Origin of the sequence: Saccharothrix sp. AJ9571 (genome assembly GCF_021725495.1) — a bacterium.
Classification (GTDB): Bacteria; Actinomycetota; Actinomycetes; order Mycobacteriales; family Pseudonocardiaceae; genus Amycolatopsis; species Amycolatopsis magusensis.
This window is the reverse complement of the sequence record NZ_CP091382.1, coordinates 3905469-3930121: the sequence shown is the minus strand read 5'-3', so window position 1 is coordinate 3930121 and position 24653 is coordinate 3905469. Positions and strand designations below refer to the sequence as shown.

The window sequence follows — 24653 nt, the reverse complement described above, 5'->3', positions numbered from 1 at the left end:
ACCCCGAGCCTTAGGCTAATCAGACGACCTGAGAAAGCCGTGAGGTCAGGAGGACGCGGATGCGCGGCAGGCGGGTACTCGCCACGCTGGCCGCGCTCGGGCTGACCATGATCAACACCGTCGCCTGCACGCCCACCGCCACCGACGCCGACTCACTGGTCAAGCGCGCCGACGCCCGCGGCCACCTGACCATCGGCACCCGCTTCGACCAGCCTGGCATCTCCCAGCGCACGCTCGACGGGCGGCTGGTCGGGTTCGACGTGGAGGTGGCCACCTACGTGGCGAAGGAGCTGGGCGTGGCGCCCGGCGACATCACCTGGCGCGAGACGGCGACCTCGTCCAGGGAGGCCGACCTCGCGTCCAACTCCGTCGACCTGGTCGTGGCCACCTATTCGATCACCGAGAAGCGCCGCCAGCAGGTCACCTTCGCCGGGCCGTACTTCGAAACCGGGCAGGACCTGCTGGTCCGCACCCATTCGACGGACATCACCGGGCCGGAGTCGCTGAACGGCAAACGGCTCTGCTCGACCACGAACACCACCTCCGCCGAGCAGGTCCGCGACCGGTTCGCGCGGCAGACCGAGCTGGTCGAGTACCCGCGGTACCCGGAGTGCGTCAGCGCGCTGCTGGCCGGTCAGGTCGACGCGGTGACCACGGACGGGGTGATCCTGGCCGGGTACGCGGCCCAGCAGCCCGAACTGCTCCGGGTGGTCGGCACGCAGTTCGCGCCCGAGCACTACGGCATCGGCCTGCGCAAGGGCGACACCGAGGCGCAGCGGGCGGTCAACGACGCCCTGCGCAAGATGATCAGCAGCGGTGAGTGGACGCGGGCCTTCCACGCCACCATCGGCACGTCCGGGTATCCCCTGCCCACGCCACCCCAGGTCACCGAGCAGTGAGCGCGGAACTCCCGGTCGCCGCCATCCTCGGTGACCTCCGCGAGGCGCTGGCCGCGCACGGTGCCGCGGTGCTGGTCGCGCCGCCCGGCACGGGCAAGACCACGCTGGTGCCGCCGTCGCTGGCCGAAGGCACCGAGGGGCGGGTCGTGGTCGCCGAGCCGCGAAGGCTCGCCGCCCGGGCCGCGGCCGCCCGGATGGCGTCCCTGCTCGGCGAGCCCGTCGGGGAGACGGTCGGGTATTCGGTGCGCGGGGATCGCAAGGTGTCGAAGCGCACCCGGATCGAGGTCGTCACGTCGGGCTTGCTGGTGCGCCGCCTGCAGCACGACCCGGAGCTGCCCGGGGTGTCCACCGTGCTGCTGGACGAGTGCCACGAACGCCACCTCGACGCCGACCTGCTGCTCGCGCTGCTCCTGGACGTCCGCGCCGGGCTGCGGGACGACCTGCGCCTGCTCGCCACGTCGGCCACCGTCGCCGCCGATCGCCTGGCGGCGCTGCTCGGCGGCCCGGTGCTCACCGCGCACGCCCGCACCTTCCCCATCGAGCACGTCTACGCCCCGCCTGCGCGCAACGAGCGCATCGAGGCGTGCGTCGCCCGGACCATCCGCAAGGCACTGTCCGAAGCGGAGGGTGACGTGCTGGCGTTCCTGCCGGGCGCCGCCGAGATCGGCCGGGTGTCGAACATGCTGTCCGGGGTCGACGTGTTCCCGTTGCACGGGCGTCTTTCCGCCGCGCACCAGGACGCCGCGTTGCGCCCGGGGAAGCACCGCCGGGTGGTGCTGGCGACGGCCGTCGCCGAATCGAGCCTGACCGTGCCCGGCGTGCGGATCGTGGTGGACTCCGGCCTGTCCAGGGTGCCGCGGGTCGACCACCGCCGCGGCCTGCCCGGTCTGGCGACCGTGCGCGTGTCCGCCGCGGTGGCCGATCAGCGCGCCGGCCGCGCCGGGCGCGAAGCACCCGGCCGGGTCTACCGCTGCTGGGCCCAGCACGAGCAGGCCTCGCTGCCCGCCTACCCCGAGCCCGAGATCCGCACGGCCGAACTCGCCCGGCTCGCACTCGAACTGGCCTGCTGGTCCACTCCGGACGGCAGCGGGCTCGCGTGGTGGGACCCGCCGGGCGAGGGCGCGCTCGCGGCCGGGCAGGCGGTCCTGCGCGCGCTCGGCGCCACGGACGACAGCGGCGAGGTCACCGCACGCGGGCGCCGGATGGCCGCGCTCGGCCTGCACCCCCGGCTGGCCAGGGCGCTGCTGGATGGCGCGCGGCGGGTCGGGGCGCGTTCGGCGGCCGAGGTGGTCGCCTTGCTGGACAACGGCGCCTCGCTGACCGACGTGGACGCCGAACTGCGGCGCCTGCGTGACACCGGTGACCAGCGCTGGCGCCGCGAGGCGCAACGGCTCGCGAAGCTGGTCGACGGCGGTCCCGAGAAGCCGGATTCCGCGCTGGTGGTGGCGCTCGCGCACCCCGAACGCCTGGCCCGCCGCCGGACGGGCGGATCGCCGGTCTACCTGATGGCCGGTGGCACGGCGGCCGAACTCGGCCCCGGCAGCGGGCTCACCGACGCCGAGTGGCTGGCGATCGGCGAGGCGACCAGGGATCCCGGGCGCACGAACGGGATCATCCGGCTCGCCGCCCGCGCCGACGCCGAACTGGCCGAAACCGCCGGTGCGCACCTGTTGTCCGAAGCGGACGAGGTGCACTGGTCCGGCGGTGATCTGGTCGCCCGCCGGGTGCGCCGCCTCGGCGCGATCGTGCTCAGCGAACGCCCGCTGCGTGACCCCGATCCGGCACTGGTGGAGGAAGCCGTGCGGGACGGCTTGCGGCGCGAAGGGCTCGGCCTGCTCAAGTGGACCGAGGACGCCACCAGGTTGCGCCAGCGGCTGGGCTTCCTGCACCGCGCCATCGGCGAACCGTGGCCCGACCTCACCGACGAGGCAATTCTGTCCACTGTGGACCTTTCGCGAGTCCGCAAACGCGCTGATCTGGCCAAGATCGACGCCGGAAAGGCCTTGCGCGCGCTGCTGCCGTGGCCCGAAGCCGCCAAGCTGGACGACCTCGCGCCCGATCGGCTCGAAGTGCCGTCCGGCTCCAAGATCCGCGTCGACTACCGCGACGAACCGGTGCTCGCGGTCAAACTGCAGGAAACCTTCGGCTGGCGCGAGACGCCGAAACTGGCGGGCGTGCCGGTCGTGCTGCACCTGCTCTCCCCGGCGGGCCGTCCCGCCGCGGTGACCGCCGACCTGGAATCGTTCTGGCGCAACGGTTACCACGCCGTGCGTGCCGATCTGCGCGGTCGCTATCCGCGGCACCCGTGGCCGGAGGATCCGATGACCGCGCAACCCACCCGGCGGGTCAAACCGCGTTAGAGCCGCTCGTGCAACCCGTGCGGTGGCGCGGGCAGTTCCTTCGCGAGTTCCTCGTCGTCGCCACCTTCTTCGTGCAGGCCCATCTGCACCGCCTTGCGGATCTGCTCCCGGTTCTCCCGCACCACGTGCGCGAAGAAATCGTCGATGCGCGGGTCGGTGAGCACTTCGAGGGTGATCCGCATGACCGTGTCCACCACCGAGCGCACGATCTCGTCGTGGAACGGCAACCGCGAGAAGCGCCCGGCCTGCGGGTCCGCCTTCATCTTCTCGGTGACGATCTGCCGCAGCATTTCGCGGTTCTGCCCGAGCGACTGGGCCAGGTTGTGCGGGTAGTTCCCGGTTTCGAGCACCTTGACCACCTCGTCCAGCACGGCGATGGTGATCGGTTTCTTGATCGCCAGCACGATCGGCCTGGACAGCCGTTCCACCAGCCGCTGGGTGAACTTCTCGCCGAAAGCGCGGTCGGCGGTCCGCGCCAGGCGCACCAGCACCACGATGATCCGCAGCAGCCGGAACCCGCGCAGGGCCGGGTGGGCGACCGGGATCATGCCCAGCACCTCGTACCAGTTGCGCAGCGGGAACCAGCGTTCCCAGCCCGCCTTGCGCCAGCGCCAGAGGAACTCGATCGCGAACACCCCGCAGACGCAGGCGTCGATGACGAAGATGGTGTGCGCGGTCCGCGCGGAATGCGGCCAGAACATCACGTAGACCAGCAACCCGACCGAGACGATCGCCAGCACGAGCATGGCCAGGTCCACCGGGGCGACCCGGCGCCGCCGGGTCGTGCCGCTCGCTGTCATGGCCGCATTCTGCCCGCCCGCCCGCCGCGCCGCCGCACGAACCCTGCCGAAAGTAGGGGTCGATCCCTGCCGTGCGCCCACTGCCCCGGCCCCGGTCACCGGGCCAGGCTCGGTGCCGGACAAGGAAACTGGAGGGCACATGATCACGCTTCGCGGCCTGACGAAGCGCTACGGCGAAAAGACCGTTGTGGACGGGCTGAGCCTGGACGTCGCGGCGAGCCGGGTGACCGGCTTCCTCGGCCCGAACGGCGCCGGGAAATCCACCACCATGCGCATGGTGCTCGGGCTCGACCACCCGAGCGGGGGCCACGCGCTGGTGAACGGCAAGCCGTACCGCGAACTGCGCTATCCCCTGCGCGAGGTCGGCGCATTGCTCGACGCCAAGGCGCTGCACCCAGGCCGGACGGCACGCTGGCACCTGCTGGCGATGGCCCGCAGCAACGCCATCCCGGACCGGCGGGTGGCCGAAGTGCTGGCCACCGTGGGGCTGGACGAGGTGGCGGACAAGCGCGCGGGCACCTTCTCGCTCGGCATGGGCCAGCGGCTCGGCATCGCGGGCGCGCTGCTCGGCGATCCCGGCGTGCTGATGTTCGACGAGCCGGTGAACGGGCTCGATCCCGACGGGGTGCGCTGGGTGCGCCAGCTGATGCGCTCGCTCGCCGACGAAGGCCGCACGGTCTTCGTGTCCAGCCACCTGATGAGCGAAATGCAGCTGACCGCCCACGAGCTGGTGGTGATCGGCAAGGGGAAGCTGCTGGCCAACGCGCCGGTGGCGGAGTTCATCGCGGGCAACTCGCGCACCGCGGTGGTGGTGCGCGTGCCGCGCCAGGCCGACCGGCAGCTGCTGGCCAGGCGGCTGCGCGCCGATGGATTGTCCATTGAGGACGATGGCGCGGAGCTGGTAGTGCACGGCGCCCCGGTGCAGCGGATCGGCGAGGTGGCGCACGAACTCGGGGTGCTGCTGCACGGCCTGGCCGAACGCACGGCCTCCCTCGAACAGGCCTACATGGAGCTGACCGCGGGTTCGGTCGAATTCGGGGTGCACGCATGAGCTGGAGCGACGCGCTCTACGACCTGATCACCGGCGTCGCCGCGGACACGCCGTGGCTGGTCCAGGAGCTGTTCGAATTCGGCACCAACGGCGCCATTCTCGCGTTGTTGGGGCTCGCGGCCCTGCTCCTCTGGCGGGCCAGGGCGGACGCCCACGTGGTGGTGACGGTGTTGCTCACCGCGGTGGCGACGGTGACCGCCTACCTGCTCAGCGAACTGCTGAAGGTGTTCGTCGCCCAGGACCGGCCGTGCCGGGGGTCGGTGGTTTCCCTGGAGACCTGCCCGCCCGTGGGTGACTTCTCCTTCCCCAGCAATCACACGGTCATCGCCACCGTGATCGCCGTCGGCCTGCTGACGTTGTGGCGGCGCCACCCCGCCACCGCCGCGCTCGCGCTCCTGCTGGGCGCCTTCGCCGGGTTCTCCCGGGTCTTCGTCGGCGTCCACTACCCGCACGACGTGCTCGCCGGGATCGTGCTGGGCACGGTCGTCGCGCTCGCCGTCGTGGTGCCATTCCGCGCGCTCGCCACCGAGCGCCTCACCGCCGCCCGCCGGTCGAACAGGAGCCTTCGATGAACGCCGCCATCCACGCCGAATGGACGAAATTCCACTCGGTGCGCTCGACCTGGTGGAGCGTGGCCACCGCCGCGCTGTTGATGATCGGGTACGCCGGGCTGGCCGGGTTGACCGTCCGCCTCGGCGGGGAGCAGTTGTCCGCGCAGGACGCGGTCATCGGCGGCACCTTCTACCTGGGGCAGTTCGCCGTGGTCACGCTGGCCACGCTGGTCATCACCAGCGAGTACGCCACCGGCGCGATCCGCTCGACCCTGCAGTGGGTGCCGCGGCGGGGTGGGGTGCTGCTGGCCAAGGCAGCCGTGCTGGCGCCGGTCTCGTTCGCGCTGGGGGCCTTGTGCGCGGCCATCGGGGTGGGGATCGCGATCCCGTTGATCAGCGGTGCCGGCGTGCCGACCTCGTTCGGTGGCGCGCTCCAGACCACGCTGGCCACGGGCGGCTACTTCGCGCTGCTGAGCCTGTTCTGCCTGGGCGTCGGCACGGCCCTGCGCAGCACCGCCGGGTCCATCACAGTGGTCACGCTGCTCCTGCTGATGGTGCCGATCCTGATCGGCGGTCTCGGCCTGCCGGAGGTGGTGCACTTCTTCCCCGGCATGGCGGGCACCAACGCGATGACCAGCGGCACGAGCCCGATCATCGGCACGCCCGCCCCCTATCCCTCCTGGGCAGGGCTGCTCATCTGCACGGTCTGGTCAGCCGCCGCCCTCCACCTCGGCCACACCCTGCTACGCAACCGAGACGCTTAGCCCCGTCCCAATGCTATGAGTGGGGCATTACTTGCAATGAACGCTAGTAATGCCCCACTCATAGCATTCAGCCGACGAGTGGGCGCAGGATTTCGTGGGTCGACAGCTTCAGTTCGGCGAGGGTCGGCGGGGTGGCGGCGCCGGTGCCGGCGAGCGAGTCGAACATGACGCCTTCGCACCAGGCCATCACCAGGCGCGCGTGGCGGTCGGGGTCCGGCGAGCCGAGGGCCGTCATGCTCGCCTTGAGCTGGGTCCGGTACGTGGCGCCGATCCGGTCGTAGATCTCCCGCAGCACCGGCCGCCGCGTGGCTTCCAGCGCGAATTCGTACCGCGCGAGCGTGCGCGTGCGGCCGGTGGTGATCGACGCGTGCAGGAAGGCCGCGGTCAGCTCCGCCACCGACGCGGTGTCCTGGACCCGCGGTAACTCGCCCTCGTCCAGTTCGGCCATCCGGGTCAGCGCCAGTTCCAGCAGCGCTTCGCGGGTCCGCGCGTAGTACGAGGTGGAACCGGCGGGCAGCGCGGCCGCGGTGTCCACCGCGCGGTGGGTCAGCCCGCGCATGCCGTGTTCGGCCAGCACCTCGATCGCCGCGTCCCCGAGCACCGCCAAGCGATCCGCCATCACCACTCCCTCTATAGGTGTAGAGTCGATGTCACTACAGACGTAGAGGAGTAGACCATGCGTGGCTCGGCGGTGGTGGCCGGTGGTGGGATCGGCGGGCTCGCGGCGGCGATCGGCCTGCGCAAGGCGGGGTGGCGGGTGCGGGTGCTCGAACGCGCGCCCCAGTTCACCGCGGTCGGGGCCGGGATCAGCCTCTGGCCGAACGCGCTGCGGGCGCTGACCGAACTCGGCGTCGAACTCGGGCCGCTACGGACTCCGCAGACCTCGGGTGGCCTGCTCGACGAACACGGCCGCTGGCTGACGCACTGGGACGCGGCCGTGTTCGAGCGCACCCTCGGCAGCCCGATGGTCGGCATCCACCGCGCCCGCCTGCTCGACCTGCTGCTCGCCGCGTTGCCGGACGACTGCCTGGAGCCGGGCACCACCGTCGAGTCGGCCGCCGAGCTGGACGCGGATCTGGTGGTGGCCGCGGACGGCATCAACAGCAGGCTTCGCGCCGAAGTCCACCCCGGCCATCCCGCCCCGGTCTACAGCGGGACGACGGCCTTCCGCGGCGTGACCACCCGCACCGACGACGTCCAGCTCGGCGTGACCATGGGACCGGGTGTCGAGCTGGGCGTCGTCCCGCTCGCCGGCGGGGACGTGTACTGGTACGCCGCGGTGAGCGCCCCGGAACACACCACTGTGGACGATCCGAAGGCGTACCTGCTCGAGAAGTTCGACGGGTGGCGGTCAAAGGTGCCGGAACTGGTGGCCCGCACCGAGCACGTGCTGCACCACGACATCCACTGGCTGGCCACCCCGCTGCCGTCGTACGTCCGCGGCAACGTGGCGCTGCTCGGCGACGCCGCCCACGCGATGCCCCCGTTCCTCGGCCAGGGCGGCTGTCAGTCCATTGAGGACGCCGTGGTGCTGGCCGCGGCCGCCGCGCGGTACGACGACGTGGGATCCGTCCTCGCGCACTACGACCGCGAGCGGCGCCCGCGCAGCCAGCGCATCGCCCGCAACTCCGCGACGATGGGCAAACTCGGGCAGCAGCTGGAGAACCCGCTGGCGGTCAAGGCACGCAACTCACTGATCCGGCTGCTCCCGGCCGGGCTGAGCGTGCGCGGGTCGATCCGGATGTCCGACTGGACGCCGCCACGCATCGAGGCTCAGTCGCCGACCAGCCCGGCTTCGTAGGCGACGATCGCCGCCTGCACCCGGTTCTTCGCCCCGAGGCGGCTCAAGATCGTGCTCACGTACGCCTTCACCGTGCCCTCCACCACGAAGAGCCGGCTCGCGATGCCCGCATTGGACAGTCCGGAACCGACCAGCGCCAGCACTTCCCGCTCGCGGTCGGTCAGCGTGGCGATCTGCTCGCGCGCGGCGGCCGAGCGCGAGAGGCGTTCACCGGACAGCTGGGCGATCACCCGGTGGGCCACCTTCGGCGACAGGAACGCGGCGCCGTCGGCCACCGCCCGCACCCCGGCGACCAGCTCGCGCGGATCGCCGGACTTCAGCAGGAACCCGCCCGCCCCGGCGGCCAGCGCCCGGCCGATGTACTCGTCCTCGGAGAACGTGGTCAGCATGATCACCGCGGTGTCCGGGGTGAGCCGGCGGATCTCCTCGGCGGCGGACAGGCCGTCGAGGTTCGGCATGCGGATGTCCAGCAGTGCCACGTCCGGCCGCACCTCGCGCACCCGCTCGACCGCCTCCCGGCCGTCGGACGCTTCGGCCACCACCTCGATCCGCTCGTCCGAGGCCAGGATCGCGGCCACCCCGGCCCTGATCATCGGTTCGTCGTCGGCCACCAGTACCCGGATCAACTCTGCCCCTCCGCATCCACGATCAAATCCTTGCCTGCCAGCTTGCCGTCGCGGAAACACAGCCGGTACAGGTGGTCGCTGAACTCCAGCAGGTTCTCGTCGGTGCTGTAGTACTCGCACACCGCGCCCGCCGGGATCGACGGCTCCGGCAGCTTCGCGCGGTACTGCTTCTGCCGCGACGGCAGCACCGGCGCCAGGTCGGCCCGCTCCTGCCCCGGTTCCATGCGCAGGAACGCGGTGGCGTCGAGCTTCGAGGTGAACCAGTCGTGGGTGTAGAAGGTCGCGCTCAGCCCGCTGAACATGGCCAGCAGCGAAACCGGCACCCCGAGGCCCACCAGCAACGTGCGGTTCGCCTTGCGGCGCCCCAGATCCAGGGCGTGGGCGGCACCGGAGCGCTCGGCCTCGGTCGCCGCGCTCTCCGCCGTGGGCGCGGCGTCGTGCGGCAGTCGCGCGCGCACTTCGAACCCGCGCGGACCGGGTCCGGCTTCGAGCGTGCCGCCGACCAGCCGCACCCGCTCCCGCAAGCCGGTCAGGCCGCGACGGCCACCCGGCCGTCCCGGCAACGGGCCCGCCGGTGGTGGGTCGTTGCGCACGGACACCACGGTTTCGCCGTCGGTGTGGCTGACGCGGACCTCGGCCGCGGCCCCCGGCGCGTGCTTGGCCACATTGGTCAGCGCCTCCTGCACCACCCGGTAGGCGGCGCGGTCGACCATCGGCGGCACGTCCCGCGCCTCCGCCAGGTCGGCGTCGATGTACAGCCCGGACGCCCTGGCCCGCGCCACCAGAGCCCCGATGTCCTCACCGACCGGCTCCATCGGCGCGGTGGCGTCCTCACGCAGCATGCCGATGATCGCGTGCAGCCGTTCCGTGGCCATCCCCGCGCTCTGACGCAGTTCCCCGACCTCGGCACGCCGCTTCTCCGGCAGTTCGGGCGCCATTTCCAGGGCACCGGCCCGCAACGCGAGCAGGCTCAGCTCGTGACCGAGCGAGTCGTGCATGTCCGCGGCGATCCGCGCGCGCTCGCGCAGCCGGGCTTCTTCGGCGACGATCCGCTGCTGGGTCTCCAGTTGCTCGGCCCGCTCCCAGCCGTTGCGCACCAGGTCCTCGCGCAGCCGGAAATACCGGCCCATCTGCCAGGTGAAGCCCGCGGCACAGCCCATGGTGGCCACCGTCGCGCCCCATCCGGCCAGCACCTCGTCGCTGATCAGCACCGACGCCGGCAGCATGGCCAGCGCGAGGCCGCCGAAGACCAGCATCGACGGCCGGACCTCGGTGACCCGGCGCCCGGCGAAGAACCCGATCACCAGCATCAGCAGGATCGGCCACAACGGCACCCGGCCGCCGAAGTTGAACTGCACGGTCACGCTCGACGCACCGGCCACGGCCAGCGCGAGCAGCGGGAACCGCCAGACCGCCGCCATCGCCACGGTGATCGCGAGCAGCCCGCAGACCAGCTCGACCGGGATGTCCGCGGTCCGGCCCTCGTAGGTCACCAGCACACACAGCGAAATCCAGACGAGCAGGTCGCGCAGCCGCTCCCACCTGCCGCGTTTCTCCTCGTGCACGCCGCGAACGCTACTGGCCGCCGGTCGGCCAGCGACACTGCCGAAAGTCAACTCATCCGGCGTTCGAGCACCGCGACCGCCTCGGCCGCGCCGCCCTCGGCCTTGATCAGTTCACCCAGTTCAGCCGCCCGCCGGGCGTACGCGGGCTCGGTGGTCACCGCACGCAACGCCGCCGCGAGCGCGTCCTCGCCCAGCTCGCCGTACGGGATCGGCGCCGGGCCGACCCCGAGGCCGTGCAGGCGGGCGGCCCACATCGGCTGCTCGACGTCCATCGGAATGCCCACCTGCGGACGGCCCGCCGCGGCCGCCGCGGAACTGGTGCCCGCGCCGCTGTGGCTGACCACCGCGGCCACCCGGGGGAACAACCAGTCGTAGGGCACCTGGTCCACCACCAGCACCTCGTCCGGCACCTGGTCGACCCGGAGTCCGCCCCAACCGGCGACCAGCACCGCGCGCACCCCGGCCGCGCGGACGGCGGCGAGCACCGTGCGCGCGGTCCGCGCCGGGTCGGCGCCGACCAGACTGCCGAAGGTGACGCACACCGGCGGGGCACCGGCGCCCAGGAACCCGGTCAGCTCGGCGGGCGGGGTCCACGCCGGATCCGCCGGGAGGAACCAGTAGCCGGTGGTGTGCACCGAAGCGGGCCAGTCGGCGGGCGGCGGCACCACGTGCCTGCTGAAGGCGTTCAGCACGGTCACGTGCTCGCCACCCGGGTCGTGGAGGAAGTCGTGGCGACCTCGGCGCTTCGGCAGGCCGAGCGAGCCGCGCCAGTCGTCGATCGTGCCGCGCAGAGCCAGTCCGGCGAGCCCGTCGAGACGGTAGGTCAGCCGGTTGAGCGCCTTGGGCAGGCGCACCGGCGCGGTCGCGCACGGGAACTCGCTGGTCGGCACGTTGGTCGGGAACAACGACACCAGCACCGACGGCACCCCGAGCTTCTCGGCGACGTGGTTCCCGGCGGTGATCGGGTGGTGCACGACCACATCCGCGCCGTCCGCCGCTGCCGCCCAACTGTCGTCCAAAGCCTCGCGCGCGGCGGCCTTGACCGCGCCCAGCGAGCGCGCGACCGCGCCCGCGCCACGGCCGCTGTCCCTGGCCTCGCGGACCTCGTCGGTGTCGACCGCTTCGATCAGCGCGTCGGTGATCGGCCGGTACTCGAGGTCTCCGGCCAGGTTCGCCGAGCGGGCGGGCCCGGCCAGCCGGACGCCGTGCCCGGCCGCGCGGAGTGCCCTGGCCAGCGCCACGAACGGCTGCACGTCACCCTGGGACCCGTAGGTCAGCAGCAGCGCGTCCATCAGGCGGTGGTGACGTCGGCGAAGTCGAGCACCTGCGGCCAGGACAGCGCGTAGGCGTCGACGTTGACCGGGTTGCCGTGCCGGGTGCGGTTGCTGAAGCCGTGTTCCGCGCCCGGGTAGACGTGGATGATGCTGGCGCCCGTCTCGCGTGCCTGGAGCACGGCCTGCAGTTGCGCGAAGCGCTCGTGCGGGACGAGCGAATCGGCACCCGGGTACAGCATCATCACCGGCGCGGTGATCCGCGAGCAGTGCTCGATCGCGTCCGCGGTGTGGTTCGGCGGGGTTTCGCCGGGGACCGTCGGGTGGTAGGCGATGGCACTGGCCGGCCGCTGGTCCCGACCGGCGAGGAGCAGCGCGAACCGGCCGCCGAGGCACCAGCCGATCACCCCGGCCTTCGCGCAGCCGAGCTCGCCGAGCAGGTGGTCGAGCAGGCGGATCTGCTCGTCGAGCGAGGTCTCGTCGTCGAGCTGGTCCAGCAGCTCCTTGAGCCGGTCGGGCGGGGTGTCGTCGCTGCTGGGGCCGTGCCAGGGATCCCAGGTCAGCGCGGTGATCCCGCGTTCGGCGAACTGGTGGGCGTACTCCCGGACCTGCTTCCCGATGCCGGTGATCATCGGCAGCAGCAGCATCCCGCGCCGGCTGCCACCGGCCGGGCGGGCGAGGTAGGCGGACAGCGGGCCGACGGTGATGGTCGAAGTTTCGATCTCCGGTGCCATGGGGTGACGGTAAACCCGGCGCGTTTCCGGCATGATGCGGGGATGGCAACGAAGCACAGCCTGGCCGGCCAGCTGGGCGGGGCACTGCCCGCCGGGATCGACGCCCTGTCCGAAGAGGAGAAAGCCCTGCTCGGCGCGGTTTTCGGCGAGGCGCGGCAAAAGCAGTCGGCGGAACTGGTGAGAGCCGTGGAGGACGGCCTGAAGTACGTGCCCGCGCTGCTGCGGGGCGCCGTCCGCCGGGCGGTCGGCCTGTGACCGCGCTCGACAGCCACGCCGAGGTGCTGAAACTGGCCCGGTTGCTCGGCGCCGACGAAACCCGCTTGTCCTTTTTGGAGAAGGTCGACGCGCGCGAGCTGCGGCAGCTGCGCACCCGCATGAGCGACGCGCTGTTCGACGCGGATCTGCCGATGCTGCAGCGGTTGGCGTCGGCGAGCAGGCTGGTGCCGAACGCGGTGTCGGCGAAGGTCGCCGAGCGCGCCTACGGTCCGCTGCTGTGCGCGCGGGTCGCCGGCGTGATGGACCTCGAGCGGACGATCGACGTGGCCAGGCGCCTGAACACCGGGTTCGTCGCCGACGTGATGGTGGAGATGGATCCACGCCGGGGCAGCCTGATCCTCGGCGGCCTGCCGCTCGCGCGGGTGCTCGACGTGATCGCCGAGCTGGTGCGCCGGGAGGACTGGATCACCATCGGCCGGTTCGCCGGGCACCTGCCGGAGGCCACCGTCGAAGCCGCGCTGCCGCTGCTGCACGACGCCGCCCTGCTGCTCACCGCCTTCGTGCTCGACGACAAGGCACGCGTGGGCCAGCTGATCGCGCTGCTGCCGGTGAACCGGTTCGACGGCCTCGCCGCGGCCGCCGCCCGCTACCGCCTGTGGGGGCCGTTGTTCGACCTGCTGGCGCACATCGGCAACGGCGATCGCGAGCTACTGGTGGGTGCCCTGCGCCGCCTGGACCCGAAGTCGGTCACCGAGGCCCGCGCGCAGGCCGCCGAAATGGATGCGCTGCACTACTTGGACCACTGAACACCGCGGCGCCACACCGCCCAGGTCAGCGGAACGCCTGGGCGGTAGGCGAGGTGCGTGACCGACGGCGCGTCCAGGACGTGCAGGTCAGCGCGGGCTCCTTCGCGCACGTACCCGACATCGTCCCGCCGCAGGGCCCGGGCGCCGCCCGCCGTCGCGGCCCAGACGGCTTCGTCGATCGACAGGCCCATCTGCAACACCGCCGTCGCCACGCAGAAAGCCATCGAGGTGGTGTACGAGCTGCCGGGGTTGGCGTTGCTCGCCAGCGCGATGGTCGCCCCGGCGTCGAGCAGCCGCCGCGCGGGGGCGAGCGGCTGGCGGGTGGACAGGTCGCAGGCGGGCAACAGGGTCGCCACCGTCGCGGAACCCGCCAGAGCGTCCACATCGGACGGTGACAGGTAGGTGCAGTGGTCCACGCTCGCCGCGCCGTGCTCGACGGCCAGCCGCACCCCTGGCCCCTCGCCCAGCTGGTTGCCGTGCACCCGCAGGCCGAGCCCCTTGGCCGCGGCCGCGGTCAGCACGCGGCCCGTCTGCTCCTCGTCGAAGGCACCGGTCTCGCAGAACACGTCCGCCCAGCGCACGTGGGGCGCGACCGCGTCCAGCATCGGCCCGCACACCAGGTCCACATAGGACTCCGCATCCGCGCCGGGCGGGACCAGGTGCGCGCCGAGGAAGGTGACCTCGTCGGCGACCGCGGCGGCGATCTTCGCCGAGCGTTCCTCGTCCTCGACGCTCAGGCCGTAGCCCGTTTTCGTCTCCAGGCAGGTCGTGCCCTGCCGAGCCGCCTCGTCCGCGTGCCGGACCAGGTTCGCCGCCAGCGCCTCGTCCGACGCCGCCCGCGTCGCTTCGACCGTCACCGAGATCCCGCCCGCGGTGTACGGCTTCCCGGCCATCCGCGCCTCGAACTCGCTGGTCCGGTCACCGGCGAAGACCAGGTGCGTGTGGCTGTCCACCCAGCCGGGCAGCATCGCCCGGCCGCCGACGTCCACCCGCTCATCGGCCGCGGGCGTGCCCGAGCCGATCCACGCGATTCGGTCGTCCTCGATCACCACCGACACGTCGCGCTGCTTCTCGCCGGTGTTCGTGGTCAGCTCGGCGATGCCGGTGATCAGTGTGCTCGCCACAGGTTCTCCGTCTCCTCGGCCAATTCCGCGTGCGGGCGCTCGATCAGCTGGTGCGTGCGCTCCCGCACCACGGACCGCCCGGCCACCACCACGTCGGTGATGTCCGGCGCCGAAGCCGCGAACCACACGCCCTCCGGCTCGGCGCCCGCGGTGCGCACCGAGCCCAGGTCCACGGTGACGAAGTCCGCCGCCGCGCCCGGCGCCAGCCGACCGCATTCGCCCCAGCCGATCGCCTCGTGGTCGGTGGCCGCGGCCAGCAGTTCTTCCACGGTGAACCGGCCACGCGCCTCCGCCCGCAGCCGGTCGTTCAGCTCCAGCGCCCGGGTTTCCTCGAACGCGTCGACCACGGCGTGGCTGTCCGTGCCGAGGCTCAGCCGCACGCCGGCGTCGGCGAGTTCGCGTGCCGGGCCGATGCCGTCGCCCAGATCCCGTTCCGTGGTCGGGCAGAAGCACGCGCGCGTGTGCGTGCGGCCGAGCTGCCCGATGTCCGTGTCCGTCAGGTGGGTGGCGTGCACGGCGACCGTCGACGGCCCCAGCACCCCGGCGTCGGACAGCAGGGCGGTCGGCGTTTTCCCGTGGTAGCCCAGGCAATCCTGGTTCTCGGCCCGCTGCTCGGACAGGTGGACGTGCAACGGCCGCGCCCCCGCCCATTCGGCCACCACCGGCAGCTGCGCGGCAGGCACCGCGCGAACCGAGTGCACGGCCGCACCCACCCGGACCAGCTCGCTCTCGGACCGGAAAGCCCCCGCGCGCACGGCCCAGCCGTCGACATCGCCATCGCTGAACCGCAGCTGGTGTTCCCCGAGCTCGACGCCGAATCCCCCGGCGAGGTAACAAGTGTCGAGCAGGGTCATTCGAATTCCGGCGTCCACGGCGGCACGGGCGAGCGCCTGGCTCATCTCGTTCGGGTCGTCATAAGGCTGTCCGCCGGGCGCGTGGTGCAGGTAGTGGAACTCACCGACACTGGTGAACCCGGCGAGCACCATTTCCGCGTAGACACCCCGGGCGAGGCGGTAGTAGCTGTCCGGGTCCAGTCGTCCGGCGAGCGCGTACATCCGCTCACGCCAGGTCCAGAAGGTGCCGCGATCGTGGTGCGTGCGCCCGCGCAGCGCCCGGTGGAACGCGTGCGAATGACCGTTCGCCATTCCGGGCACGGTCAGCCCGCCGAGCACCGTGCCGGTTCTCGGCGCTCCCGGCGTGACCGAGTCGATCCTGCCGCCGGAGACCTCCAGCAGCACCCCGTCGGCGACCCCGTCGGGCAGCCAGGCTCGCTCGCACCAGAACGTGGTCATTTTGCCAGGTTCTCCAGCACCTCGGCGAGCGCGTGGGCACCGGTGTCGACGTCCGCCGCCTCCGCGAACTCCTCCGGCGAATGGCTGATCCCGGTCGGATTCCGCACGTAGAGCATGCCCGACGGGACGTGCGGCGCCAGGATCGCCGCGTCGTGCCCGGCACCGGTCGGCAGCTCCGGCACGCCGCCGAGCACCCCGGACATCCGGTCCCGCAGGCCGCTGTCGAAGGTGACCGTGTCCGAATAGGACTCCTTGGTCACGCGCACCGTGCAGCCCTCCGCGGCGGCGGCTTCCGCCGCGGCGCCCGCGATGTCCTCGACCAGCGCCTCGGTCAGCCCGCTGCCCGGCACCCGCGCGTCCAGCCACAGGTCCACTGTGGACGCGATGACGTTCGTGCCGCCGGGCGTGGGCACCAGGCGACCGACCGTCGCCCGCGCGTCCGGCACCGACGCCGCGAGCTTGCGGACCGCGCCGATGGTGAGCGCCGCCGGGAGCATCGGATCGTGGCGATCGGACAGCAGCGTCGCCCCCGCGTGGTTTCCCTGCCCCTGGAAGGAGAACCGCCACCGCCCGTGGGCGATCACCGTACTGCCGACGGCCACCGGCGAGCCGAGGTCGATCAAGCCGCGCCCCTGCTCGACGTGCAGTTCGAGGAACCGCCCGATCCGGGACAGCGCCTCCGGATCCGGCCCGAACCGCGCCGGGTCGAAACCCGCCCGTGAGGCCGCGTCGGCGAGCGTGGTGCCGTCCGGGTCCCGCAGGTTGCGCGCCTTGTCCGGGTCGATCGAGCCGGTGAGCAGCCGCGACCCGAGGCACGGCACGCCGAACCGGCCGCCCTCCTCCTCGGCGAACACCACCACCGCGAACGGTTTCGCCGGCGAGAATCCCTTGCGCTGCAGGATCCCGACGGCGTCGAGTGCGCTGACCACCCCCAGCGGGCCATCGAACGCGCCGCCGCCGGGAACCGAGTCGAGGTGGCTGCCGGTGACCGTCGCGTCCGGCCCCGGCGAGCCCCACCAGGCCCAGATGTTGCCGTTGCCATCGGTCTCCACATCGAGCCCGAGCCACCCGGCCTCGGCGATGAACCACTCGCGCAGCTCACCCTCGGCCGAGTCGAACGCGTGCCGCGAATAACCGCCGCGCGCGCGGTCGCGCCCGACGTCGGCGATGCGGTCGAGCAGTCCGGACGCGGTCATTCGGTCTCCTTCATCGGCACCCGGACACCGCGCTCGCCCGCCACCTCGACGGCCCGCTCGTACCCGGCGTCGACGTGCCGGATCACGCCCATGCCAGGGTCGTTGGTCAGCACCCGCTCGATCTTCCGCCCGGCCAGCTCGGTGCCGTCGGCCACGCAGACCTGCCCGGCGTGGATGGAGCGTCCCATGCCGACCCCGCCGCCGTGGTGGATCGACACCCAGCTGGCCCCGGACGCGGTGTTGACCATGGCGTTGAGCAGCGGCCAGTCGGCGATCGCGTCGGAGCCGTCGGCCATGCCCTCGGTCTCCCGGTACGGCGAAGCCACGCTGCCGGAGTCGAGGTGGTCGCGGCCGATCACCACCGGCGCGGTCAGCTCACCGCTGGCCACCATCTCGTTGAACCGCACCCCGGCCAGGTGCCGCTCGCCGTAGCCGAGCCAGCAGATCCGCGCCGGAAGTCCCTGGAAGGCGACGCGTTCCCGGGCCAGCCGGATCCAGCGTGCAAGCGATTCGTTCTCCGGGAACAACTCCAGCATGGCGCGGTCGGTGGCGGCGATGTCCGCGGGGTCGCCGGAGAGCGCGGCCCAGCGGAACGGGCCCTGGCCCTCGCAGAACAACGGCCGGATGTACGCGGGCACGAAGCCGGGGAAGTCGAAGGCGCGGTCGCAACCACCGAGCTTCGCCTCGCCGCGCAGGGAGTTGCCGTAGTCGAAGACCTCCGCGCCCGCGTCGAGGAAGCCGAGCATGGCGTCGACGTGGTCGGCCATGGATTCGCGCGAACGGTCGGTGAACTCGTCGGGCTTCTTGGCCGCGTAGTCGGCCCAGTCGTCCACCGCGACGCCCTTGGGCAGGTACGCGAGCGGGTCGTGCGCCGAGGTCTGGTCGGTGACGATGTCCACCTCGACCCCGCGGCGCAGCAGCTCCGGAAGCACTTCGGCGGCATTGCCGAGCACGCCGACCGAGAGCGCCCGCTTGTCCTTCTTGGCCGTGGTGACCCGGCGGATCGCGTCGTCCAGGTCGTCGGCGACCTCGTCCAGGTACCGGGTTTCGACGCGACGGCGGGCGCGCTCGGGATCGCATTCGATGACCAGCGCGACACCGTCGTTCATGGTCACCGCGAGGGGTTGCGCGCCACCCATGCCGCCGAGGCCGGCGGTGACGGTGAGCGTGCCCTTGAGCGAACCGCCGAACTTCTTCTTCGCCACCGCGGCGAAGGTTTCGTAGGTGCCCTGGAGGATGCCCTGCGTGCCGATGTAGATCCACGAACCCGCGGTCATCTGGCCGTACATGGTCAGCCCGAGCTGTTCCAGGCGCCGGAACTCCGGCCAGGTGGCCCAGTCGCCGACCAGGTTCGAGTTCGCGATCAGCACCCGCGGCGCCCACTCGTGCGTGCGGAACACACCGACCGGCTTGCCCGACTGCACCAGCAGCGTCTCGTCCTCGTCCAGGGTGGTCAGTCCGCGCGTGATCGCGTCGAAGCTGGCCCAGTCGCGGGCGGCCTTGCCGGTACCGCCGTAGACGACCAGGTCCTGCGGCCGCTCGGCCACCTCGGGGTCGAGGTTGTTGTGGAACATCCGCAGCGCGGCTTCGCTCTGCCAGTTCTTCGCGGTCAGCGCGGTGCCGCGGGCGGCGCGCACGGTCCTGCTCATCGGCTTTCTCCCAAAGTCGCGTTGACCACCTCGGTGACAGCACCCGAGGCGATGAGTTCTTCGGTGGCGGCGATTTCCGGCGCCAGGTGGCGGTCCGGGCCGGGGCCGGGCACGCGGGTGCGCAGCAGGTCCCGGACGGCGGCGGTCACCGGCGCCGGTTCGAGCGGCGAGCGGAAGTCCAGCGCCCTCGCCGCGGTGAGCAGCTCGATGGCCAGCACGGTCCGCAGCCCCTCGACCGCCTTGCGGAGCTTGCGCGCCGCGCTCCAGCCCATCGAGACGTGGTCCTCCTGCATGGCACTGCTCGGAATGGAGTCCACAGAGGACGGAACGGCCAGCCGCTTCAGCTCGCTGACCACGGCGGCCTGGGTGTACTGGGCGATCATGTGCCCCGAGTCCACGCCGGGGTCGTGGGCCAGGAAGGCGGGCAGGCCGTGCGAGCGGGCCACGTCGAGCATCCGGTCGGTCCGGCGCTCGGCGATGCTGGCCAGGTCGGCGACCGGGATGGCGAGGAAGTCCAGCACGTAGGCGACCGGGGCGCCGTGGAAGTTGCCGTTCGACTCGACCCGGCCGTCGGGCAGCACCACCGGGTTGTCCACCGCGGCCGCCAGCTCGCGCTCGGCGACCAGTTCGACGTGGGTCAGCGTGTCCCGCGCGGCGCCGTGCACCTGGGGCGCACACCGCAGTGAATAAGCGTCCTGGACGCGAGGGCAGTCCGGGCCGCGGTGGCTGGCCACGATGCCGGACCCGGCGAGCGCCGCGTGGATCCGGCTCGCCGACACGGCCTGACCGGGATGCGGTCGCAGGGCCTGCAGATCGGCGGCGAACGGCCGGTCGGTGCCGAGCAGGGCTTCGACGCTCATCGCCGCGGTGATGTCGGCGAGGTCGAACAGCAGGCTGAGGTCGGCGCAGGCCAGCAACAACATGCCGAGCATGCCGTCGGTGCCGTTGGTCAGCGCGAGGCCCTCCTTCTCGGCCAGCACCACCGGCTCGATCCCGGCCCGCGCAAGCGCTTGCGCCGCCGGGACGACCTGCCCTTCGTGCACCACCTCGCCCTCGCCCATCAGCGCCAGCGCGACCGCGGCCAGCGGCGCGAGGTCACCGGAGCAGCCGAGCGAGCCGTACTCCGGGACGATCGGCGTGATGTCCGCGTTGAGCAGCCGCGCGAGGGTGTCCGCGGTGACCGGGCGGACGCCGGTGTAGCCGCTGGCGAGCGTGCGCAGGCGCAGCAACATCAGCGCGCGCACGACCTCGGTTTCGACCGGTTGCCCGGCACCGGCCGCGTGCGACCGGATCAGCGAGCGTTGCAGCGCGACGCGGCGCTCGATCGGGATGTGCCGCACGGCGAGCGCGCCGAACCCGGTGGAGACGCCGTAGGTCGGCTTGGTGGCATCGGCCAGCGCGTCGATGTGCTGACGAGTGGAGGCGAGGTTCTTCCGCACGGACTCGGTCAGCTCGACCGCCGCCCGGCCGCGGGCGACCGCGACGACCTGCTCCGCCCGCAGCGGGTCCGCACCCAGGTGCACTAGTTCCGGCATGCCTGCCATTGGACCCCGGCGACCGCGCGGGCAAAATCGGTGATCGAGTGGTTCCGTCTGGGATCTCAGACAGGAGGGCAGGGCATGGGCACCAGTTCCGACGTCCCCGCGCTGCGGCGCGGCCTGGGCATCCTGCGCGCGCTGGCCGAGCGGCCCGGTCCGGTGTCGGCCGGTGCCGTGGCCCGCGACCTCGGCCTGCCCCGGTCCACCACCTACCACCTGCTCGCCGAGCTGGTGGCCGCCGGATTCGTCACGCACCTGCCCGACGAACGCCGGTACGGGCTGGGGATCGCGGCCTTCGAACTGGGGTCGGCCTACCTGCGGCACGACCCGCTCGAACGGCTCGCCGCGCCGCTGCTGCGGCGGCTGGTCGACCGCGTCGAGCACAACGCGCACCTCGGCATCCTGCACGGTGGTGAGGCGCTGTATCTGATCAAGGAGCGGCCGGCGCGGCCGGAAACCCTGGTCACCGATGTGGGGGTGCGGTTACCGGCGCAGCTCACCGCCAGCGGGCGGGCCATGCTCGCGCACCTGCCCGCCGCCCACGTGCGGGCGTTGTTCCCGTCCGCCGAGGCCTTCGTGCGGCGCACCGCACGCGGCCCGCGCACCCTCGCCGAGCTCCGGGCGACGCTGAACGCCGAACGCAGGCGCGGCTGGGCTGTCGAGGACGGGCACGTCACGCCGGGTTTCGCCTCGGTGGCGCACCCGGTGTTCGACCACGGCCACCGCCCGCTCGCCGCGATCAGCGTGACCTTCCGGCACGTGTGCGACTCCCCGGCCGGTGCCTGCACTCAGGACTGGCCGGGGATCGCCGAAGAGGTGCGGCGCGCCGCCGCGGAACTCACGTCCCGCATCGGCGGCGCCTGAACCTCAGTGTCGTCTGCCCGCCTCGACCGGGATGCCGAGCATCTCGAGCAGTTCCGCGCACTCCTGCGCGTCGGAGGAGTGCTGCGCGACCGTGCGCGCTGCCCTGCCTTCCTGAACGTCGCGGTGGATCTTCTCCTCCGCCTTGACTCCGGCCAGGTAGCTCGTGTCGGCCGCCGGGTCGGTAACGCTGCCATGCCTTGCCCAGGTCATCTGGCACCTTCTTCCGGCCACGCTCGATCGCGTGTCCCCCATCAGCATGACATGGGCGTGATCACGGAGCGACAGCGGCTTCGACCGGCCGCGCCCGCAGGGCGAACCACGCCGGCACCAGCGTGGCGAGCAGCACCAGTGCCGCGGCCCCGCCGACGACCGCCAGCAGCACCCCGATCGGCCCGGCCGGCACCGGCGTGTCGCTGATGACGAGACTGAACGGGACCAGGGTGGTCAGCGAGACGAAGCCGCCCAGCACGATCCCGGCGACGGCGACGAGCACCGCCTCCACCGCGGTCATCCGGAGCACCTGACCACGCGTCGAGCCGACCAGCCGCTGCAGCGCGAACTCGCGCCGCCGCTCGGCCGTGGCCAGCACCAGGGTGTTGACCAGGGAAATCACCGTGTACCCGACGATCATCGCGACCAGCAGGTAGTTCACCCACGCCCCGATGTCCTGCTGTTCGGTGTTCGCCGCGGTGACCGTGGCCCGGTCGGCGACCACCAGTCCCGGCACGCGCCCGGCCAGTCCGGCGAGCGCCGGCGCGAGGTCCGCGCCCGGTTCGGCCTTCACCAGGATCTGCGGCACGGTGCCCGCGTCGGTGTGCGGCACGAGCAGGCTCGCGGGCACCAGCGCGATCTCGTAGCCCGGCCGGCCGCCGAGCAACCCGGCGATCCGCACGTCGGTTTGAGCACCGTCTCCGAAACGGAGAGTGACGGTGTCACCGACGCCCTTGCCGAGCGATTCGGCGAGATCGGCGGGCAGCGCGGCGGTGTTCCCACGCAGTTCCTCGACGCTGCCCGCGGTGAACGGGGTCGCGGTCGTCTGGCCCGCCCCTTCGGCGGTGATGCCCTGCAGCGGGAGGCCCTGGTCGTCCTGCCAGCCGTCGTCGTAGTCGGTGATGAAACCGGAACTGGTCACCAGCGCGGACGCCCCGGCCACCCCCGGCAGTTCGGCGACCGTGCCGACGAGCGACGGGTCGAACCCGCCGGTGGAGGACGCGAGCACGGTGTCCGCCCGCAGGTTCTCGCTGAACGCGCGCTCACCGGCGGCGCCCTGCGTGGTCTGCAGGTAGATCATCGACAGCGCCATTCCGCTGGCCAGCATGATCGGCGTGATCGCGGCGGCCATCCTGACCCGGCGGTTCCGCGCGTTGAGCAGGGCGAGCCGCCCGCTCAGCCCGGTGACCGCGCGCAGCGGCCAGCGCAGGGTGGCGATGGCGATCCGCGCGATGCCCGGGCCGAGCAGGGCCAGTGCGATCGCCCACAGCATCACCGTCGGCCCGGCGGTGCTCGCCGCGACCGGTCCGGTCATCACGGTGAAGGTGATGATCACCAGCGCGATGCCGCCGCCGAGGCAGAGCAGCGCGGTGATCAGCCGGGGCGCGCTCAGCCAGCGGCGCTGCACGGCGGCTTCGGCCAGCGCCTCGGCGGGCCGGGCCCGCGCGGCACGGCCACCGGCGACGAAGGCCGCGCCGAACGCGGTCAGCAGTGCCGCGCCGCTCGCGCTCACCATCGGGATCCAGCCCTGGTGGTAGATCATCTGCTCGGCGACCACACCGCGGCCTGCCAGCTGTTCGAAGAGGAATTCGCCGAGCCACTGCCCGGGGAAGTACGCCAGCAGGGTGGCGAGCACCCCGACCACCATCGTCTCGCCGAGCACCATCCGGCGCAGCTGCCCCGGTGTGGTGCCGATCGCCCGCAGCAGCGCGAGTTCCCGTCCCCGCTGCTGCACGGAAAGTCCCAGCGTGGAGGCCACCACGAAGATCGCCACCGTGGTGGCCATGCCGCCGAACACCCCGGCGAGCGAGATCAGCCCGGTGCCGCCCTCGGCCGCACCGGGGAACTCCGCCAGTCCGCGTTCGTCCCCGGTCAGTGAGATCGCGGGGGCGCCGCTGATCGCTTTGTCGACCCGCTCGCGGAGCGCTTCGACGTCGGTGCCGGGCGTGGTGAACACGGCGATCGCGTCGACCGCGCCCGCCTTGCCCAGCAACCGGCTCGCTTCGCCGTCGGTGAAGAAGACGGACGGCCCGGCGGTGGTCCCGGTGACGGTGAACCGCTCGACCTTGCCGCGCACGGCGAGTTCGATGGTTTCCCCAGGTTGGTGCCCGGGCAGGGCGACCTGCCCCGCCCGGGTCGGCGCGACCCCCGCGACCAGCGAGTCCCCCGCCAGTTCGGCGGAACTCCAGCCGTGGCCGGGGAGCCGGCGGCCGTTCTCGTGCACGTCGAAGGTGACGTCGGGAAGCGCGCGCTCGACGCCCTGGATCTTCTCGATCTGGGTGATCAACCCGGCGTCGAGGCGGACGCGCTCGGACAGCACCCCGCTGTCCCGGTCCTTGCCGTAGTCGTCCTCATCCGGGGCGACGGGCTCCTCCGGCAGGTCGATCTGCTGGTTGCCGGAGATGACGATCGGCGCCGCGGCGAACCGCTCGGGCGGGACCGCCGAGCGGATGCCCGTCTCCATCAGCCCGCCGCAGGCGAGCACGATGGCGGCACCGAAGAACAACGCGATGAACGAGGCGGTGAACCCGCCCTTGCGGAAGCGCAGCATGCGCGTGGCGATGCGGAACATCAGGCGTGCGCTCCGGCCCTGGCAGCGGCGAAGGCGCCGAGGTGGGTCATCCGCTCGGCCACCAGATCGGCGGTCGGGTCGTGCAGTTCGTCGGCGACGCGGCCGTCGGCGAGGAAGATCACCCGGTCCGCGTGCGAGGCGGCGACCGGGTCGTGGGTGACCATGACGATCGTCTGCCCGGCGAACCGGACGGATTCCCGCAGCAGGCCGAGGACCTCCAGCGAGGTCTGGGTGTCCAGCGCGCCGGTCGGTTCGTCGCCGAACACCACCGCGGGACGGCTGACCAGCGCGCGGGCGATCGCGACGCGCTGCTGCTGGCCACCGGACAGCTCACCGGGCAGGTGCTTGCGACGCGAGGTCAGCCCGATCCGCTCGATGATCTCGTCGACCGCCCGGCGATCCGGCTTCTTCCCGGACAGGCGCAGCGGCAGCGTCACGTTCTCCAGCACGTTCAACGCCGGAAGCAGGTTGAACGCCTGGAAGACGAACCCGACGCTCTCCCGGCGCAGGCGCGTGAGCGCCACCTCGTTCATGCCGCCGAGCTCGTGCCCGTCGAGCACCACCGAGCCCGACGTCGGCCGGTCGAGGCCGGCCGCGCAGTGCAGGAACGTGCTCTTGCCGGAGCCCGACGGCCCCATCACCGCGGTGAAGCTCCCCCGCGAAAACCCGATCGTCACCCCGTCGAGCGCGACGACGCGGTTACGCTCCCCACCGTAGGTCTTGACCACGGAGGTCAGGCGGACCACTTCCTGGTTCATGCGTTC

The 24653-nt window shown here is 72.3% G+C and carries 23 protein-coding genes; 9 read left to right on the top strand and 14 right to left on the bottom strand.

What is annotated here, in order from left to right:
• Positions 1-59: 59 nt before the first annotated feature.
• Both L3Q67_RS17860 and hrpB read left to right on the top strand, forming a co-directional pair.
• The gene (locus L3Q67_RS17860; RefSeq protein WP_499190560.1) at positions 60-899 is read left to right on the top strand and encodes a glutamate ABC transporter substrate-binding protein; all 840 of its coding nucleotides are present in this window, start codon (positions 60-62) and stop codon (positions 897-899) included.
• A complete protein-coding gene (gene hrpB / locus L3Q67_RS17855) occupies positions 896-3259 on the top strand; it encodes an ATP-dependent RNA helicase (protein WP_499190559.1) in 2364 nt (787 codons plus the stop codon). Before L3Q67_RS17860 ends, hrpB begins: the two co-directional genes overlap by 4 nt.
• Here hrpB and L3Q67_RS17850 read toward each other — a convergent pair.
• A complete protein-coding gene (locus L3Q67_RS17850) occupies positions 3256-4059 on the bottom strand; it encodes an ion transporter (protein ID WP_499190558.1) in 804 nt (267 codons plus the stop codon). The genes hrpB and L3Q67_RS17850 overlap by 4 nt on opposite strands.
• A 139-nt stretch (positions 4060-4198) precedes the next feature.
• On the opposite strand from L3Q67_RS17850, the gene L3Q67_RS17845 reads away from it, so the two are divergent.
• The 3 genes from L3Q67_RS17845 to L3Q67_RS17835 are packed head-to-tail and all read left to right on the top strand — an operon-like array spanning position 4199 to position 6425.
• Positions 4199-5110, top strand: coding sequence for a P-loop NTPase family protein (locus tag L3Q67_RS17845; protein WP_499190557.1), 912 nt, complete (start codon positions 4199-4201; stop codon positions 5108-5110).
• Positions 5107-5682, top strand: coding sequence for a phosphatase PAP2 family protein (locus tag L3Q67_RS17840; protein WP_499190556.1), 576 nt, complete (start codon positions 5107-5109; stop codon positions 5680-5682). Before L3Q67_RS17845 ends, L3Q67_RS17840 begins: the two co-directional genes overlap by 4 nt.
• Complete coding sequence (locus tag L3Q67_RS17835; RefSeq protein WP_499190555.1) at positions 5679-6425, top strand: ABC transporter permease; 747 nt, start codon at positions 5679-5681, stop codon at positions 6423-6425. Before L3Q67_RS17840 ends, L3Q67_RS17835 begins: the two co-directional genes overlap by 4 nt.
• A 67-nt stretch (positions 6426-6492) precedes the next feature.
• On the opposite strand, the gene L3Q67_RS17830 is transcribed toward L3Q67_RS17835, so the two are convergent.
• Positions 6493-7044 (bottom strand): TetR/AcrR family transcriptional regulator, encoded by a 552-nt coding sequence (locus L3Q67_RS17830; protein ID WP_499190554.1) that lies wholly within the window; start codon positions 7042-7044, stop codon positions 6493-6495.
• Between the two features lie 57 nt (positions 7045-7101).
• Here L3Q67_RS17830 and L3Q67_RS17825 point away from each other — a divergent pair, with 57 nt between their 5' ends.
• Positions 7102-8226 carry a flavin-dependent monooxygenase gene (locus L3Q67_RS17825; protein WP_499190553.1) on the top strand — a complete coding sequence of 375 codons (1125 nt, stop codon included), beginning with the start codon at positions 7102-7104 and terminating at the stop codon, positions 8224-8226.
• Here L3Q67_RS17825 and L3Q67_RS17820 read toward each other — a convergent pair.
• The 4 genes from L3Q67_RS17820 to L3Q67_RS17805 are packed head-to-tail and all read right to left on the bottom strand — an operon-like array spanning position 8199 to position 12422.
• Complete coding sequence (locus L3Q67_RS17820; protein WP_499190552.1) at positions 8199-8852, bottom strand: transcriptional regulator; 654 nt, start codon at positions 8850-8852, stop codon at positions 8199-8201. The genes L3Q67_RS17825 and L3Q67_RS17820 overlap by 28 nt on opposite strands.
• Positions 8849-10417 carry a sensor histidine kinase gene (locus L3Q67_RS17815; RefSeq protein ID WP_499190551.1) on the bottom strand — a complete coding sequence of 523 codons (1569 nt, stop codon included), beginning with the start codon at positions 10415-10417 and terminating at the stop codon, positions 8849-8851. The genes L3Q67_RS17820 and L3Q67_RS17815 overlap by 4 nt, the downstream gene beginning before the upstream one ends.
• A 47-nt stretch (positions 10418-10464) precedes the next feature.
• Entirely contained in the window at positions 10465-11709 is a 1245-nt protein-coding gene (locus L3Q67_RS17810) for a glycosyltransferase (protein WP_499190550.1), read from the bottom strand.
• A complete protein-coding gene (locus L3Q67_RS17805) occupies positions 11709-12422 on the bottom strand; it encodes a dienelactone hydrolase family protein (protein WP_499190549.1) in 714 nt (237 codons plus the stop codon). Before L3Q67_RS17805 ends, L3Q67_RS17810 begins: the two co-directional genes overlap by 1 nt.
• Before the next feature lie 42 nt (positions 12423-12464).
• Here L3Q67_RS17805 and L3Q67_RS17800 point away from each other — a divergent pair, with 42 nt between their 5' ends.
• Both L3Q67_RS17800 and L3Q67_RS17795 read left to right on the top strand, forming a co-directional pair.
• Positions 12465-12677, top strand: coding sequence for a hypothetical protein (locus L3Q67_RS17800; protein WP_499190548.1), 213 nt, complete (start codon positions 12465-12467; stop codon positions 12675-12677).
• Entirely contained in the window at positions 12674-13444 is a 771-nt protein-coding gene (locus tag L3Q67_RS17795) for a hypothetical protein (RefSeq protein ID WP_499190547.1), read from the top strand. The genes L3Q67_RS17800 and L3Q67_RS17795 overlap by 4 nt, the downstream gene beginning before the upstream one ends.
• On the opposite strand, the gene hutI is transcribed toward L3Q67_RS17795, so the two are convergent.
• From hutI to hutH, 5 genes are read right to left on the bottom strand one after another with little or no spacing between them, the layout of a single operon-like run.
• Positions 13429-14568, bottom strand: coding sequence for an amidohydrolase family protein (gene hutI, locus L3Q67_RS17790; protein WP_499190546.1), 1140 nt, complete (start codon positions 14566-14568; stop codon positions 13429-13431). The two genes, L3Q67_RS17795 and hutI, sit on opposite strands and share 16 nt — an antisense overlap.
• Positions 14553-15860, bottom strand: a complete 1308-nt coding sequence (locus L3Q67_RS17785) for a formimidoylglutamate deiminase (protein ID WP_499190545.1) — start codon at positions 15858-15860, stop codon at positions 14553-14555. The genes hutI and L3Q67_RS17785 overlap by 16 nt, the downstream gene beginning before the upstream one ends.
• Positions 15857-17056, bottom strand: coding sequence for a Zn-dependent hydrolase (locus L3Q67_RS17780; protein WP_499190544.1), 1200 nt, complete (start codon positions 17054-17056; stop codon positions 15857-15859). Before L3Q67_RS17780 ends, L3Q67_RS17785 begins: the two co-directional genes overlap by 4 nt.
• Positions 17053-18705 carry a urocanate hydratase gene (gene hutU / locus L3Q67_RS17775; protein WP_499190543.1) on the bottom strand — a complete coding sequence of 551 codons (1653 nt, stop codon included), beginning with the start codon at positions 18703-18705 and terminating at the stop codon, positions 17053-17055. The genes L3Q67_RS17780 and hutU overlap by 4 nt, the downstream gene beginning before the upstream one ends.
• The gene (gene hutH, locus L3Q67_RS17770; protein WP_499190542.1) at positions 18702-20240 is read right to left on the bottom strand and encodes a histidine ammonia-lyase; all 1539 of its coding nucleotides are present in this window, start codon (positions 20238-20240) and stop codon (positions 18702-18704) included. The genes hutU and hutH overlap by 4 nt, the downstream gene beginning before the upstream one ends.
• A gap of 84 nt (positions 20241-20324) precedes the next feature.
• Here hutH and L3Q67_RS17765 point away from each other — a divergent pair, with 84 nt between their 5' ends.
• A complete protein-coding gene (locus tag L3Q67_RS17765) occupies positions 20325-21107 on the top strand; it encodes an IclR family transcriptional regulator (protein WP_499190541.1) in 783 nt (260 codons plus the stop codon).
• Between the two features lie 3 nt (positions 21108-21110).
• Here the strand turns inward: L3Q67_RS17765 and L3Q67_RS17760 are convergent, their stop codons facing one another.
• The 3 genes from L3Q67_RS17760 to L3Q67_RS17750 form a co-directional block, all read right to left on the bottom strand.
• Positions 21111-21317 (bottom strand): hypothetical protein, encoded by a 207-nt coding sequence (locus L3Q67_RS17760; RefSeq protein ID WP_423583012.1) that lies wholly within the window; start codon positions 21315-21317, stop codon positions 21111-21113.
• Positions 21318-21378: 61 nt separating this feature from the next.
• Positions 21379-23889 carry an ABC transporter permease family protein gene (locus L3Q67_RS17755; protein WP_499190540.1) on the bottom strand — a complete coding sequence of 837 codons (2511 nt, stop codon included), beginning with the start codon at positions 23887-23889 and terminating at the stop codon, positions 21379-21381.
• Entirely contained in the window at positions 23889-24647 is a 759-nt protein-coding gene (locus tag L3Q67_RS17750) for an ABC transporter ATP-binding protein (protein ID WP_499190539.1), read from the bottom strand. The genes L3Q67_RS17755 and L3Q67_RS17750 overlap by 1 nt, the downstream gene beginning before the upstream one ends.
• Positions 24648-24653: the final 6 nt, after the last annotated feature.